This is a genomic window from Actinoplanes sp. NPDC023936, assembly GCF_040639325.1.
Taxonomy (GTDB): domain Bacteria; phylum Actinomycetota; class Actinomycetes; order Mycobacteriales; family Micromonosporaceae; genus Actinoplanes.
Genome location: NZ_JBEZZR010000005.1, coordinates 23,081 through 37,722, shown reverse-complemented (window position 1 = coordinate 37,722; position 14,642 = coordinate 23,081). Strand labels below are relative to the sequence as shown.

11 protein-coding genes are annotated in these 14,642 nt (G+C 71.6%); 1 reads left to right on the top strand and 10 read right to left on the bottom strand.

Going from position 1 to position 14,642, the window contains the following annotated elements:
* The first annotated feature begins 123 nt into the window (after positions 1–123).
* Positions 124–789, top strand: coding sequence for a 4'-phosphopantetheinyl transferase superfamily protein (locus tag AB0F72_RS08135; protein ID WP_360427124.1), 666 nt, complete (start codon positions 124–126; stop codon positions 787–789).
* Here the strand turns inward: AB0F72_RS08135 and AB0F72_RS08130 are convergent, their stop codons facing one another.
* From AB0F72_RS08130 to AB0F72_RS08085, 10 genes are all read right to left on the bottom strand, one after another.
* On the bottom strand, positions 790–1,401 hold the full coding sequence (locus AB0F72_RS08130) for an ATP-dependent Clp protease proteolytic subunit (protein WP_360427122.1): 612 nt from the start codon (positions 1,399–1,401) through the stop codon (positions 790–792). It lies immediately after the preceding gene.
* Positions 1,402–1,486: 85 nt separating this feature from the next.
* Positions 1,487–3,220: a 2-isopropylmalate synthase gene (locus tag AB0F72_RS08125; RefSeq protein ID WP_360427118.1), complete on the bottom strand. Its 1,734-nt coding sequence runs from the start codon at positions 3,218–3,220 to the stop codon at positions 1,487–1,489.
* Positions 3,221–3,241: 21 nt separating this feature from the next.
* Entirely contained in the window at positions 3,242–3,859 is a 618-nt protein-coding gene (locus tag AB0F72_RS08120) for a disulfide bond formation protein DsbA (RefSeq protein WP_360427116.1), read from the bottom strand.
* Between the two features lie 15 nt (positions 3,860–3,874).
* Complete coding sequence (locus AB0F72_RS08115) at positions 3,875–5,257, bottom strand: DHA2 family efflux MFS transporter permease subunit (RefSeq protein WP_360427112.1); 1,383 nt, start codon at positions 5,255–5,257, stop codon at positions 3,875–3,877.
* Between the two features lie 63 nt (positions 5,258–5,320).
* A complete protein-coding gene (locus tag AB0F72_RS08110; protein ID WP_360427109.1) occupies positions 5,321–6,487 on the bottom strand; it encodes an AMP-binding protein in 1,167 nt (388 codons plus the stop codon).
* Entirely contained in the window at positions 6,484–7,479 is a 996-nt protein-coding gene (locus AB0F72_RS08105; protein ID WP_360427106.1) for a hypothetical protein, read from the bottom strand. The genes AB0F72_RS08110 and AB0F72_RS08105 overlap by 4 nt, the downstream gene beginning before the upstream one ends.
* On the bottom strand, positions 7,476–8,237 hold the full coding sequence (locus AB0F72_RS08100) for an alpha/beta hydrolase (RefSeq protein WP_360427103.1): 762 nt from the start codon (positions 8,235–8,237) through the stop codon (positions 7,476–7,478). The genes AB0F72_RS08105 and AB0F72_RS08100 overlap by 4 nt, the downstream gene beginning before the upstream one ends.
* A gap of 32 nt (positions 8,238–8,269) precedes the next feature.
* Positions 8,270–9,718: a class I adenylate-forming enzyme family protein gene (locus AB0F72_RS08095; protein WP_360427100.1), complete on the bottom strand. Its 1,449-nt coding sequence runs from the start codon at positions 9,716–9,718 to the stop codon at positions 8,270–8,272.
* Positions 9,718–10,395, bottom strand: a complete 678-nt coding sequence (locus AB0F72_RS08090; RefSeq protein ID WP_360427098.1) for a methyltransferase domain-containing protein — start codon at positions 10,393–10,395, stop codon at positions 9,718–9,720. Before AB0F72_RS08090 ends, AB0F72_RS08095 begins: the two co-directional genes overlap by 1 nt.
* 36 nt (positions 10,396–10,431) lie before the next feature.
* Complete coding sequence (locus AB0F72_RS08085) at positions 10,432–14,580, bottom strand: amino acid adenylation domain-containing protein (protein ID WP_360427095.1); 4,149 nt, start codon at positions 14,578–14,580, stop codon at positions 10,432–10,434.
* Positions 14,581–14,642 lie beyond the last annotated feature (62 nt).

Below are 14,642 nucleotides of genomic sequence, written 5' to 3'. Positions count from 1 at the left end.
AGGCGCACGGCGCCGAGCTGCCCGGGGCAGCACTCCAAGCTACGGGAGAAGGAGCGGAAAGAGCGGCTCAACGGCGAATAGGTGTCGACCGACACACCGGCGTCCCGGGTAGTCTCGGCCCTTGTGATAGGGCCACTGCTTCCGCCGGCGGTGGTGGCGGTGGAGACGTTCGGCGATGTGCCGGGCGAGTCGCCGTTCCCCGGCGAGGCGGATCTGATCAGCGGCGCTGTCGAGTCCCGGCGGCGGGAGTTCGTCACGGCCCGCCGGTGCGCCCGGGAGGCGTTGCGGCGGCTGGGTTTCCCGCCCGGCCCGATCCGCAGCGGCCCCCGGCGTGAACCGCTCTGGCCGGCCGGCGTGACCGGCAGCATCACCCACTGCGCCGGGTACCGGGCCGCCGCGGTGGCCCGGCACGCCGACCTGACCGGCCTCGGCATCGACGCCGAACCGCACGAGCCGCTGCCGGCCGACGTGACGGGCATGGTGATCCGCCCCGAGGAGCAGGCGGCACTGGCCCGGTTGACCCGCTCGGCGCCCGGAACCCACTGGGACCGGCTGTTGTTCAGCGCGAAGGAGTCGGTCTACAAGGCGTGGTTCCCGCTGACCGGGCGCTGGCTGGGATTCGAGGAGGCGAGCCTGGAGTTCGACCCGGCGGCCGGCGCCTTCACCGCCCGGCTGCTGGTGCCCGGCACCCGCCTCGACGGCGGACCGCCGCTGCGGGTGCTGCACGGCCGTTACGCCGTCACCGCTGATCTGGTCGCGACCGTCGTGGTGGTGGCGGCCGGGCGGTGATCAGGCCGGGGCGGGCGCCAGCGGGGCCTCCGTGACGCTGCTGATCACGTGGTCGACGATGCCGTAGTCGCGGGCCTCCTCGGCGGTGAACCAGCGGTCCCGGTCGGCGTCCTGCTCGATCTCCTCCGGGGTGCGCCCGGTGTGGAACGCGATCCGCTCGTTCATGTTGCGCTTCATGTAGAGCGTGCTCTGCGCCTGGATGGCGATGTCCGCCGCGGTGCCGCCGATGCCGCCGGAGATCTGGTGCATCATCACCCGGGCGTGCGGCAGCGAGAACCGCTTGCCCGGCGCGCCGGCGCAGAGCAGCAGCTGGCCCATCGACGCGGCCAGGCCGATCGCGATGGTGGACACGTCGTTCTTGACGTACTGCATGGTGTCGTAGAGCGCCATGCCCGCGGTGACCGAGCCACCCGGCGAGTTGATGTAGAGCGCGATGTCCCGCTCGCTGTCCGCCGAGGCCAGCAGCAGCACCTGGGCACAGATCCGGTTGCACACCTCGTCGGTGACCTCGCTGCCCAGAAAGATGATGCGCTCGTGCAACAGCCGGTCGAAGACCTGATCGTCGAAGGAAGAGAACCCGGCGGCCATTCTGAGGGATTTGTCGAACTTCATCTTCTTCGCCTCCCGAGACGCTGGAATATGTTGATTCCTACCAAGCCACAGCGGACAACCGGAAAGAAATCGCCTGTCGGCAGAATCAGCCGGCCAGGACCGGCTGCGCCCGATGCAGCGCGGCGCACAGCCCGCGCAGCGCCGCGGTGTCCGGGTCGGGGTCGAAACCGCAGCCCCAGACGGTACGACCGGCGACCCGGCACTGCACGTACGACAGCGTTCCGGCCTCGTCGTCCGATGTGAACGGCTGCGCCGCGTGGTGCAGCACCTCCGGCGTCACGCCGACGTCGGCGAGGGCCTCGGCGAACGCCGGCAGCACGCCCGCGCCGGAGCCGCTGACCACATAGGGCTCGCCGCGGAACACGACTTCGGCCTTGAGTTCGGCGTCGCCGGCCGCCGTGGTCGTCAGCTTGTGCGACACCAGCTGGACGCCCGTCGTGGCTGGCAGGAACTCGGCCCGGAACGACTCCCACAGCTCCTCCGGGAGGATCTCCCGGTCCTCCTCGTCGGAGACGTGCTGGATCACCACGGACATCTCCCGCTGGAGGCCGCGGGGCAGCTGAAGCCCGTAGTGCGCCTGCAGCACGTAGTCCACGCCGCCCTTGCCGGACTGGCTGTTCAGCCGGATGATCGCCTCGTAGGAGCGGCCGATGTCCTGCGGGTCGATCGGCAGGTACGGCACGTTCCACGGCTCCTCGGCGACCGGACGCCCGTGTTCCTCGGCGCGCTCCTCCAGCGCCCGCAACCCCTTGTTGATCGCGTCCTGGTGCGAGCCGGAGAACGACGTGTGCACCAGCTCCCCGGCGTACGGGTACCGCTCCGGCACTCGCATCCCGGTGCACTCCTCGAACTCCTCCCGCAACGCCGCCACCTCGGAGAAGTCGATCTGCGGATCGACGCCGTGGCTCATCAGGTTGAGTCCCAGGATCAGCAGGCACACGTTGCCGGTCCGCTCGCCGTTGCCGAACAGGCAGCCCTCGACCCGCTGAGCGCCGGCCTGCAGGCCGAGCTCCGCCGCTGCCACACCGGTGCCCCGGTCGTTGTGCGGGTGCAGCGAGAGGCAGACGTTCTCCCGGTACGGCAGGTTCCGGCTCATCCACTCCACCTGGTCGGCGAAGATGCCCGGGCCGGCGCACTCCACCGTGGCCGGCAGGTTGATGACGATCTCCCGGTCCGGCGCCGGCTGCCACACGTCCATCACGGCGGAGCAGATGTCCGCCGCGAAGTCGAGCTCGGTCTGCGAGAACGACTCCGGCGAGTACTCGAAGCCGATCACACCGGGATGCTCGTCGGCCAGCTCACGGCAGAGCCGGGCGTGGTCCACCGCGAGCTGCCGGATCCCGGCGCGGTCCATCCCGAACACCACCCGGCGCTGGATCGCCGAGGTGGAGTTGTAGAGGTGCACGATGGCCCGGGGCGCGCCCGCGAGGGCCTCGAAGGTCCGGCGGATCAGGTCGGCGCGAGCCGGCACGATCGCCTGGATCACCACGTCGTCCGGAATCTCGTCGTTCTCGATCAGCTTGCGGGTGAACGCGAACTCGGTCTCGCTCGCCGCCGGGAAACCGATCTCGATCTCCTTGTAGCCGATCCGGGTCAGCATCCGGAACAGCCGGCTCTTGCGCTCGATGTCCATCGGCCGGGGCAGCGCCTGGTTGCCGTCACGCAGATCGGTGGAGAGCCAGCGCGGCGCCTCGGTGATCCGCCGCGCCGGCCAGGTCCGGTCGGCGAGATCCACCGTGGCCGGCGCCGCGTAACGCGCCACCGGGAGGCTGCTGGACCGCTGGAGCGGCATCCGTACCGGGAATGTGCTTCGTGCCATGATCAGCTCCCTCGTCAACTGTCACTCGAACACGGGCCCACCCATGCGGGATCGTTTGATCTCGTAGAAGCCCGGGGTTGCGGCAAGCAACGCCACGCCGTCCCAGAGCCGGCCGGCCTCCTCCCCGCGCGGCGCCGGGGAGACGACCGGACCGAAGAACGCCGCGCCGCCGGCCTCGTCGAAACGGATCACCGGAGTGCCCGCCTCCGGGCCGGCCGCGGCCACAGCGAGGTCGTGCGTGCGCCGGATGCGCGCGTCGTGCTCGCCGGTCTCCGCTGCCGCGGCGAGACCGGCGTCGAACCCGGCCTCGCGCAGGCCGTCGGCAAGGACCTGCGGCCAGACCTCGCGCCGGTGCCGCAGACCCTGGTTCTGCAGCCGCACGCCGAGCTGGTCGTAAAGCCGGGGAATCGCCTCCGCACCGTACTTCTGCTCGGCCGCGGAGAGCACCCGCAACGGTTTGATCATGTCGCGGACGGTGGCCCGCTGGTCCTCGGTGAGGTCCTGCCCCTCGTACAGATAGGCCTGGCTCATCAGGTCGAAGACCGGCTCGATCTCGCGCACCCGGGCCGCCTCCAGCAGCCAGCGGGAAGAGATCCAGGCCCACGGGCAGAGCGGGTCGAAGAAGAACGTCACACGCATCGGGAGGCTCCGGGTTCAGGAGGCGGCGGGCTTGCGGAGCGCCGCTGCCGCGGCGGGCAGGCAGGCGATGATGCCGACCAGGATGGCCACGGCCGGAAGCACCATGCCGAGGCGCAGCGCGTCGGCGTACGGGCCGTCCGGTGCCGCGCCGTCCGGCCACGCGGCCAGCCGCTGGGCCAGCAGCAACCCGATCAGCGTGATCGCGGCGACCTGGCCGAGCTGGCGGATGGCGTTCATCAGGCCGGACGCCGCACCGGCCAGCGGCGGCTGCACCTCCCGCATCGCCACCGCGGCCATCGGCGCGATCAGCAGGCCGTTGCCGAGCCCGATCACCAGCATCGGGCCGAGGAACGACAACCACTGCGCGTCCAGGTCCATCACCGCGGCCGCCCAGCCCATGCCCACGATCGTCAGCACCAGGCCGGCCAGGAGCAGCAGCCGGCCGTCCAGGCGGTCGGTGAGCTTGCCGGCGAACGGCGCCATCAGGGTGGAGAGTACCGCCGGCGGGGCGAGCGAGAGGCCGGCGGCGAGCGCCGAGAAGCCCAGTACGGACTGGAAGAACAGCGTCATCACCAGCATGAAGCCGATGATTCCGAACGAGACCGACGCCGCCACCAGGACCATCGCCCGGTACGACCGGAGCTCGAACAGCGCGAACGGCACCAGCGGCTCGGCCTCCTGGCGGCGTCCCTGCTGCCAGACGAACGCCGCGCCGAGCACCACGGCCGCGCCCAGCATCGCCAGGATCCACGGCGCCCAGTCGAATCGCTCACCCTCCATCAGCGCGAAGGTGAGGCAGAACAGGGCGGCGGAGGCGAGCGCGATGCCCGCGAAGTCCAGCCGGTGCCGCCGGTCGAACCGCAGGTCCGGCACGACCAGGAAGGTGAGCACCACGGCGGCCACGCCGATCGGGACGTTCACCAGGAAGATCCATCGCCAGTCCAGGGTGGTCACCAGCACACCGCCCAGGGCCGGGCCGGCGATCGCGGCGACACCGCCGACCGCGCCCCAGATGCCCAGAGCAAGACCCCGCCGGGTGGGCGGGAACAGGCTGACGATCATGGACATGGTCTGCGGGAGCAGCAGCGCCGCGCCGAGGCCCTGCAGGGCACGGGCGGCGATCAGCTGCTGCGGGCTCTGCGCCAGGCCGCAGAGCAGGCTGAACACGGTGAAGATCGTGATGCCGACGACGAACAGCCGCCGTGGACCGAAGAGGTCCCCGAGCCGGCCCGCGGTGATCAGCAGCACCGCCACGACCAGCACATAGGCGTTGACCGCCCACAGCACTGTCGGCAGCGAGGCGTCGAACTCACTGCGCAGGTCCGGGATGGCGATGTTGACGATGGAGACGTCCAGCATCGTCAGGAAGAACCCGAGAGCCAGGACGACCAGACTCATCCACGGATTGCGCCGCCATCCCGCACGGGCCTCTGCACCCTGTTCAGCCACATCGGATGTCACCTATTCCCTCCAGACTGCGGGCGCCACCTTGTTGGTGCGCTCCACACGGCTCACCTTGTCCACGCGCTGCGCGGTGATCGCCCCGGGGAATCGGCTGTGCACCGCGGCGAGGTGATAGAAGTGCGCGGTGAGATAGGCGCGGACCGCCTCCGGATCGGCATCACCGGAGTACTCGAGGGTCAGCGCCGTCGCAGCCTTCGGAGACTCCAGGTCGCGGGTCAGCACGAGCCTCGCCTCGTCGACGCCGGCGAAGGTGCGGGCATGCGCCACCACCTCGCCGACGCTGAACAGAGCGCTGCGCAGGCTGACCGCGTCATCGGCTCGGCCGAGAACCCGGAGACCGTCGGGACGTCCACAACGGCATGCGGCGGACGACAATCGGTCACCGAGACGATACCGCACGGCGGGCATCACCCACCCGTCACCGCGCCTGCTGAGCAACGCTCCCGCGTCGTCCAGCTCCAGGACCTGGTCCGGCATCAGATGCAATGTGGACAGATCGCAGTCGGGCGTGTTGGTGGCGATGATGTAGGTCTCCACCGATCCGTAGTTCGCCCAGTACCGGGCGTCCGGGAACGCCTTCTGCACGGTCTGCAGCTTCGCGTCGGTCCACGGCTCGGCCAGCCAGATGATCGTGGTGATGTCCAGCGTCTCGCCGGAGGCGATCAGGCCTTCGGCGAAGTCGGCGAGCGCGCTCGGCGTACCGGTCAGGGTGTCCAGCCCGATCTCGGTGAACATCGGCACCCAGTGCCCGACGTCCTCCGGGGCGAAGCCGCCGGAGGGCAGCACCGTGCTGCGGGACTTCTCGGCCAGCGCCTGGATGTAGTAATGCGAGGCCCAGAGCCGGCCCGGGTTGAACAGGTTGAGGACCACGTTGTCCGGGCCGATCGGTCGCCACTCCCGCAGCACCCGGTCCACCGCCTGGTGGAACGGCACGTAGGTCAGCTTCGGCCGCCCGGTGGTCCCGCCGCTGGACATCAGCGCCGCGCCGGAGCCACGGGACTGCTCGTAGGTCACCGCCCGGATCTCGGCCGGCCCGGCGATCGCCAGGTCGGTGAGCGCGGCGGCGCCGGCCGGCACCGGCGTGCCACCGCGTCCCTCCAGGCCGCGAGCCTGCGTCAGCACGTCCTCGAACGGCAGGCTCCCGATCGTCTCCCCAGCCGTCATGCCGACGCTCCCGCCCGGCTGATCCACTCCGCGTGCGCGGCCAGGTACGCCCGGAACCGGGCCTCGATCACCGGCCGCTGGATCTTCGCGATCTCCTCGGTCTGCGCGTAGCCGACCGCGCCGTCCGGCTCCACCTCGGAGAGCCAGAACTGCTCGCCGTCCCAGAGGAAGTCGGCGGCGAAGTACGGCATCCGCAACCGCTCGGCGATGTAGTCGATCGAGCTCTCCAGTTCCTTCGGCAGCGGCGGGTACTCCAGCCGGCCGCCGTTGACCAGGTTCGCGGTCAGCGAGGCGCCCTGCGGGATCCGCTGCAGCACGGTGTGCGCCTTGCCGTCGATCACGTAGACCCGGAAGTCGTTGACGCCCTTGCCCAGATAGGGCTGCAGCACCAGGGCGGTGTCCGCTCCCCCGGCCAGCCCGACCAGGCCACGCAGCTCGTGCTCGTCGTGTGCCAGGCAGACCCCGATACCCATCCCCCAGTACGCCGGCTTCACCATCAGCGGGTACTCCAGGTTCTCCAGCGCGGGCTCGTAGTGCCGGCTGATCGCGTCCCGGCCGCTGCCGATCCGCACCGTCGGCACCCGCTGGACCGGACAGTCCCGCAGGTAGAGCATGGTCGCCATCTTGTCCGTGGTGATGTACGACATCCGCGGGTGAATCGGCAGATAGAAGCCGGCCTGCTCGACGATCGAGTACGCGAACAGCTGGTTGCACACCTCGCTCACCTGGTGCGGCAGGGACCAGAGCGAGGTGATCAGGATGGTGTCCTGCGGGGTGATCCGCTCGCCGTCCAGGAACACCCGGGGCTCGCCCGGACCGGTCGCGTCGACCGCGAGCGCCTCCGACTTGTGCAGCGACATCGCCAGGCCGCAGTCGGCCGCGATCTCGGTGTAGGTGGTCCAGATGGCGGCGGCCTCGGCGGACCGCTGCCGTACCGTGCCGCGATCGGGGTAGATCCAGCACAGGCGGCTCGCCGGTGTTGACGACGTCATGCCTTCTCCTCGGTTGTCAGGAAGTCACGGAGCACGGTGCTGAAACGCCGGGATTCCTCGAGGAAGCAGAGGTGCCCGGAGTCCTCCAGGAACTCGACGCGGGCGTCCGGCATCGCGCCGGCCAGCCAGGCGCCGACCTGCGGCGGGTAGACCCGGCTGCGACGGCCGTGGATCAGCAGGGTGGGTACGCCGATCGCGCCCACCCGGTCACGCCAGTCCTGCTTCAGCACGTCGGACAGCAGGCCGTGGATCGCTGCCGGGTCTGCCCGGCGCCCCTCCGCGACCAGGCGGCCGAGCAGTGCCGGGTCCGGTTCCGTCCGGTCCGCGAACGAGCTCGTGACCAGGGTCTCGACGAACGCGCCGCAGTCGCGCTCCACGTCGGCGAGCAGAATCTGCGCGCCCTGCTCGTCCAGCGAGCCGAACGCGGCGTACCGCCAGTCCGGGCCGGTGACCAGCCACGGCGTCTGCTCGACGCTGACCAGCCGCCGCACCCGGTCCTCGCCGAACTCGCTCAGGTACGTCCAGGCCACCGTGGCGCCCAGCGACCAGCCGACCAGGCTGACCCGCTCCTCGCCCAGCCCGTCGATCACGCGGCGCAGCTCGGCGGCGCATTCGTGCAGATCCGGCACTCGCTCGGGGGCCGGGCGGTCGCCGTGACCGGGCAGGTCGACGGTGATCACCCGATGGTCGCGGGCCAGGTCGTCCACCAGCGGATCGAAGAACCGCCGGCTGGCGCCCAGGCCGGGAATCAGGATCACGGCAGGTCCGCTGCCGTGCTCGTGCGGCCGCATCACCGGCTCGCCAGGGCGAACAGGCGGCGCAGCGCCGGCTTGTCGACCTTGCCGACCGGTGTGTGCGGGATGTCCTCGACCACGTGCAGGTCGGCCCGCAGCCGGTGCCGGGCGAGGATCTCCTCGACCCGGCCGGTCACCTCCGCGGCCGGCGCCGCGCCGGCGTCGATCACCACGATCACCCGGTCGGACAGCTTTCCCGGCTCGGCCGGCAGGCAGACCACCTCGCTGCCCGGGCAGGCCGCGACGCACTCGGCGTCCAGCAGCGGCGCGGGCAGCGGGCCGGTCGCCGCGGTCAGCACCTCGGAGACCCGGCCGATCACCCGGACCGCGCCGGCGCCGGTCCGCTGAGCGACGTCGCCGGTCCAGAACTCGCCGCCGCGGAAGGTACGGCGGTTCGCCTCGTCGGCGAAGAGGTAGCCCTCGCTGGTGCAGGCCGACTGGAGCACCAGCTCGCCGACGTCCCAGTGCCCGTCGACCAGCGGGGCGATCCGCATGCCGACACCCTGGACCGCGGTCACCGACCCGTCGGTCTGCGGTTCGTCGGCCATGTTGCCGGCCGCGATGCCGAACTCGGTGGAGCCGTAGATCTGCCGGATGTGGATGCCGAGCCGCTCGGCGGCCGCCCGGACCACGGCCGGGCTCAGGTACGCGCCGCCGCACATCGGCAACCGCATCGCCGGCAGATCCACCCGGCCGCCGTCCTGCTCAGCGGCTCGGACCAGCATCTCGTAGTGCGCCGGGAGCGCGCTCATCACGGTGGCCCGGCTGCGCCGCAACCGGCTCAGGTAGGCCGCCGGCGAGTCGGCCGGGTCGGCCAGCACCAGCCGGGCGCCGCTGAGCAGCGCGGCGAACATGTGCAGGTCGGTGGCGTGCGCGACGTCGAGCGGGTGGCGGCAGTAGAAGACGTCGTCGGCGCGGATGCCGACGTCGGCCAGCCACCGCCGCCGCTCGGTGAGGAACTTGTCCTGCCGCCAGACCATCATCTTCGGGAACCCGGTCGAGCCGGAGGTCCACAACTGCCGGAACAGCCCGGTGTACGCCTTCTCCGGCGCGGCCGGGGCGTCGGCCGCGAGCGCCTCCAGCGAGACGACCGGCACCGCTCCGGACGCGACGTGGTGCTCCCGGCCGGCGACCAGCAGCACGGGCGTGCTCTGCTCGATCGCGCGGCGGGTGTCCTCCGGGCCGAAGTTGACCATCAGCGGCACGTAGCGGGCGCCGACCCGGGCCACTGCCAGGATCAAAGCCACGTATCGGGCGCTGTTGGGCAGCGCGAAGGCGACCGTGTCACCCTCGCGGACCCCCTTGGCGTACAGGCCGGCGGCGAGGCGTTCGACGAGCGCGACGAGTTCGCCGTACCGGATCGCGGTGTCGTCGACGTCGACGATCGCGACCTGGTCCGCCCGGCCGGCCGCGACCTCGCGGAACGCCTGGCAGAGAACCGGCATCACTGCGCCACCCAGGCCGCGTACGTGCCGTAACGCCAGTCCTTGGCGAGGCAGTCGACCTGGCCGAACCCGGCCTTGCGCAGCCACTCCAGCTGGTCCTCCAGGGTGGCGCAGATGTCGAGCTTCATCCGCTCCCGGCCGGCCGCCCACTCGTCCGGCGGGCAGTCCATCCGCTGCACGTGGGCCTCGTGCTGGAAGTCGTACATCGCCTCGACGGCCGGGTTGGGGCCGGCCAGCTGCTCGACGTTGACGAACACGCCCTGCGGGGTGAGCACCTCGCGGATGCGCTGGAAGAGGTCCTGCTTGCCCTCGTGGGTGAGGTGGTGGATGGCCAGGCCGGAGACCACCGCGTCGAACGGGCCGGCCGGCAGCGGGTCGCGCATGTCGCCCACCTCGACGGTGACCCTGGGGTTGCCGGCGAAGCGCTCCCGTGCCTTCGCCAGCATCGCGTCGGAGTGGTCGACGAGCACCAGCTCCGCGTCGGGCAACCGGTCCAGGATCGCGCCGCCGAGCAGGCCGGTCCCGGCGCCGAGGTCGAGGATGCGGGCGTTCTCCGGGACGGTCTCGACAACCGCGTGGACTCCACTGGAGTAGATCAGATCGAACGACGGGATGAGCTTGCGGCGCATCACGTCGAACGTGCCGGAGTTCCAGATCTCAGGCTGCTTACCAGGCATCGAGGGGTTCCTTCCAAAAGGTGAGCGGAGAACGGGTCAGCACCAGAGTTTTCCGAGCATGTACTGCAGCTCGGTGGTCAGGACGGAGGCGGCCGGCGACTCCGTCGCGCCGATGTGCGCGGCCACCAGGGCGGCGATCTCGGCCGATCGCTCCGGGGTCATCACGGTGTAGTGGTCGCCGGGCAGCCACTGCGGTTCCGGGGCGCCGGCCAGCACCTCCCGCAGCGGGACCAGCGCCGGGAACGTGTCAGGCCGGGTGTCCTGCGCCTGCAGCAGCATCAGCCGGTCCGGGGCGGGCCCGGGGACGTGCTGCTCCAGGATGACGGAGTTGTGCCGGTAGACGGCGAAGAGCCGGGTCAGGTCCTCCGCGGCGATCCGATCGGTCACCAGGCCGGCACTCAGCAACGACTCCTGGATCGCGCACAGGTCCGCCTCGGTCGCCGTCCGCGGGACGTACCCGGTGACGTCGGCGCCCTGCGCCAGGTCGTGGAAGAAACCGGCGACCCGCTCGGCCGGGGTGACCACTGCGGCGTCCGGGCCGCCGATGAAGGAGTCGATCGCGGTCACCGAGCCGACCCGGCGGTCGCGCCCGGCGAGCAGGCCGGCCAGCTGCGTGGAGATGGTGCCGCCCATCGACCAGCCGACCAGGTGCACGACCGCGGACTCGGGCACCGACCGGCAGATCTCCTCGGCGTACCGCTGCGCCGCAGCGGTCAGGCTCTCCGGGGTGTCCTCGCCCGGCACCAGCCCGAGCGCCCGCAGGCCGTGCACGGTCATCCCGGCCGGGCCGGACCAGTCCGCCAGGGCGTGCACCAGCGGCTGGTAGCAGAGCACGTCACCGCCGACCGGGTGCACCAGGACCAGCACCCGGTGCGGATCGCCGTCCTTGATCCGGACCAGCGGCGAGGCCTCCTGCCGGGGATCGTCCGAGCGGAGCAGGCGGGCCTGCTCGGCCACGGTCCGGCTGCGCATCAGCGAGGAAAGGGGCAGGGTGTGCCCGAGCTCCTCCTTGATCCGGTGGAACAGCCGCACCGCGAGCAGCGAGTTGCCGCCGAGCGTGAAGAAGTCGTCGGTGACGCCACGGACCTCGGGGCCGAGCAGCTCGCGCCACACCGCCAGCAGCCGGGACTCGTCAGTGGTGCGGGGCGGCACACCCGCCGTACCGTCTGCGGGCGCCGGGGTGAGACCGGCGAGCCGGCTCAGGAGGGTCTTGCGGTCCACCTTGCCGTTGGCGCTCAGTGGCAGCTCGTCCATCACCTGGATCACGCCGGGAACCATGTACGACGGCACCTCGGCGGCCAGGTGGTCACGAAGCGCCGCCGGGTCGGGCGCGTGACCGGGCACCGCCGTGACGAAGGCGGCGAGATAGGGCGTACCCCCGGCGTCCGCCACCGCGGCCACCGCGGTCCGCACCGCGTCGTGCGCCAGCAGGCGGGTCTCGATCTCACCGAGCTCGATCCGGTGCCCGCCGACCTTGACCTGGTCGTCCTGGCGGCCGAGGAACTCCAGGATGCCGCCGGGACGGTAGCGGGCCCGGTCGCCGGTCCGATAGCGACGCTCTCCGCTGGCCGGGTCGACGGAGAAGAACGAGGCGGTCAGGTCCGGGGCGTTGCGGTACCCGTCGGCCACCCCGGTCCCGCCGATGTAGAGGTCACCGGGCACCCACTCCGGGGCGTCCGCGAGCCGGCGGTCCAGCACGTGCATGGTCTGGTTCGCCAGCGGCCGGCCGTAGGGAACCGTGGACCAGCCCTCGGGCAGTTCGTCGGCCCAGAAGTAGTTGGACCAGATCGAGGCCTCGGTCGCGCCGCCCATGGCGAGCACCCGGGCGTCCGGCGCCACCTCGGCGACCCGGCCGGGCAGCGGCAGCGGGATCCAGTCGCCGCTGAGCATGGCCAGCCGCAGCGTGCCGAACATCTCCGGGGCCCGGTCGGCGAGGTACTCCAGCGTCATCGCCAGCAGGGCCGGCACCGAGTTCCAGATCGTGACGCCGTGCTCGCGGCACAGCTGTCCCCAGTGGTCCGGCTCCGGCACGTCGCTGTCCCGCGGAATGACCACCGTGCCGCCGGTCCCGAGGATGCCGAAGATGTCGAAGACGGAGAGGTCGAAGGCGAGCGAGGAGACCGAGAGGACCCGGTCGCGCGGGCTCAGGCCGAGGCGTCCGGCCAGGTCGCGCAGCGTGTTGGTGGCCGCTCCGTGCGAGATCACCACGCCCTTCGGCGTGCCGGTCGAGCCGGAGGTGTAGATGACGTAGGCGGTCCGGTCCCGGTCGCCGCCGAGGCCGTCCGGAGCGGACTCCACGGTGACGCCGGCGTCCCCGGACACGGTCAGCGTCGGCAGCTCCGGCATCCCGGCCGGCGGCGTGCCGTCCAGCGTGATCATGGCGACCGCGCCGCTCTGCCGCAGGACCTGGACGATCCGCGACGCGGGCCAGGTCGGGCCGACCGGAAGGTAGGCGCCGCCGGCCCGGAGCACGGCCAGCACCGCGACCGGTTGCGCCCAGGATTTCGGCAGGTGAACCGCGACGAGGCCGGGCCCGGCGGCGTCGCCACCCGCACCGCCATCGGTCGATCCGGCGCCCACGCCGGCCTCGCGCAGGCGGACGGCGAGCGCGGCGGAGAGACGGTCCAGCTCGCCGTAGGTCAGCGTGCGCTCGCCGTCGATGAGCGCGACGGCATCGGGTTGGTCGCGCATGCGGTCGATGACCGCTTCGTGCAGCTCGCCCTCCAGACCCGGCGTCTCGGTCCGGTTCGCGGCACGGCGTGCGGCCAGCTGCGCCTCCGGCAACGGCGCGGGAGAGGTACGGGCCCACGCGCCCGTGCCCTCCGCCAGCTCCTCGAGGCGTTCCCGGTGGTAATCCGCGAGGTCGTCGATCATGCCGGGCGGGTAGGCCGACCGGTCGTGGTCGAAGTTGCACACCAGGTCGCCGCCGAGCTCGTAGGTCTGGTGGTCGAGCAGCACCTCGGGCGTGGCGATCGCGCCGTGCACCAGTTCGCCGCCGGGAACCGCGAGCCGGAAGCCGTCGGCCAGCCCGGGCACCAGCTCGATCCCGCTGCTGAACACCACCGGCACCGGGTTGCCCACCCCGCCGGTTCTGCGGTTCAGCTCCCGGCCCACCTCGACGCCGGACATCGCGCTCGCGTCCAGGTCGTCGTAGAGCCGTTCCTGCACCGCCCGGCACCGCTCCAGGAAGGAGCCCGGCGCCTCGTCGTAACCGACCAGCACGGTGGAGGCGGCGTTGCCCCACATCCGGTCGGGCACGCCGGCCGTGCCGGACCGGCTGGAGGCGAGCACCGCGACAGTGCCCGGGCGTCCGCCGGTCCACCGCAGCAGGCACTCGACGTAGAGCGTCAGCAGCGCGAGACCGGGCGATACCCCGTGTTCGGCGGCGTGATGCCGGAAGCTCTTCCAGCGGTCGCCGGGCAGCCGGTGGGCGGACCGGTGCAGCGGCACGTCGGGGTGGCCGGCGCCGTCGGCCGCCCGGGGCAGGTCCGGCGCGGGCGCCATCGTGTCCAGCCGGGACTGCCAGTAGCGCTCGGCGGCCCGGTACTCCGGCGTGGTGCGGCGGCGTTCCAGGCGGGTCAGGAAGTCCAGGTACGACTCGTCGCCGGCCGGCCGGTACGCCGGATCGGCGTAGCACCGCGCGAGTTCGGCGAAGAGCAGCTGGATGGTGACCCCGTCGAAGACCGCGAGCCGGAGCGCGACCTGCAGGTGGACGACGCCGCCGGGCAGCCGCACGAAGCGGAACAGGAACGGGCGGCCGGCGGCGTTGTCCGGAACGTCCTCGGGGAGCGACGCGCGCAGCACCGCGAGCTCGGCGTCAATCTTGTCGGCCCGCACGGCGGTGCGATCCACGATCTGGATCAGCTCCGCCGGGTTGTCATTATCGGACACTCGACCGAAGAACTGGTGGGCGTCCGCGGTGATCCGGGTCCGCATCACGGGATACCCGCGCCGGACCCGCGCCACCGCGTCCGCGAAACCGGCGAGATCCAGGTGAGCGGAGGCGGGGAACGCGTACTCCTGGATGTAGAGAGCCGGCGACGCGTTCCGGGCGACGCCCTGTTCGCCGATGAGGTAAGCCTGTTGTAAATCGGTCAGCGGAAACGGTCCCGCCTCGGGTTCCGGTCCCGGTTCCATCCCGGTGAGCAACGCCGTCAGATCGGCGATGCATTTCTGGATTATCACCCGGGATTGTTCGTTCAACGTTCGGGAAACGGGCACCTCGTCCTGTTGCGGAAACGAAGGCA

Excerpts from the sequence above, each read along its gene's own strand:
- AB0F72_RS08130 (WP_360427122.1), bottom strand. The coding sequence starts at position 1,401 with ATGAAGTTCGACAAATCCCTCAGAATGGCCGCCGGGTTCTCTTCCTTC.
- AB0F72_RS08125 (WP_360427118.1), bottom strand. The coding sequence starts at position 3,220 with ATGGCACGAAGCACATTCCCGGTACGGATGCCGCTCCAGCGGTCCAGC.
- AB0F72_RS08120 (WP_360427116.1), bottom strand. The coding sequence starts at position 3,859 with ATGCGTGTGACGTTCTTCTTCGACCCGCTCTGCCCGTGGGCCTGGATC.
- AB0F72_RS08115 (WP_360427112.1), bottom strand. The coding sequence starts at position 5,257 with ATGAGTCTGGTCGTCCTGGCTCTCGGGTTCTTCCTGACGATGCTGGAC.
- AB0F72_RS08110 (WP_360427109.1), bottom strand. The coding sequence starts at position 6,487 with ATGACGGCTGGGGAGACGATCGGGAGCCTGCCGTTCGAGGACGTGCTG.
- AB0F72_RS08105 (WP_360427106.1), bottom strand. The coding sequence starts at position 7,479 with ATGACGTCGTCAACACCGGCGAGCCGCCTGTGCTGGATCTACCCCGAT.
- AB0F72_RS08095 (WP_360427100.1), bottom strand. The coding sequence starts at position 9,718 with ATGCCGGTTCTCTGCCAGGCGTTCCGCGAGGTCGCGGCCGGCCGGGCG.
- AB0F72_RS08090 (WP_360427098.1), bottom strand. The coding sequence starts at position 10,395 with ATGCCTGGTAAGCAGCCTGAGATCTGGAACTCCGGCACGTTCGACGTG.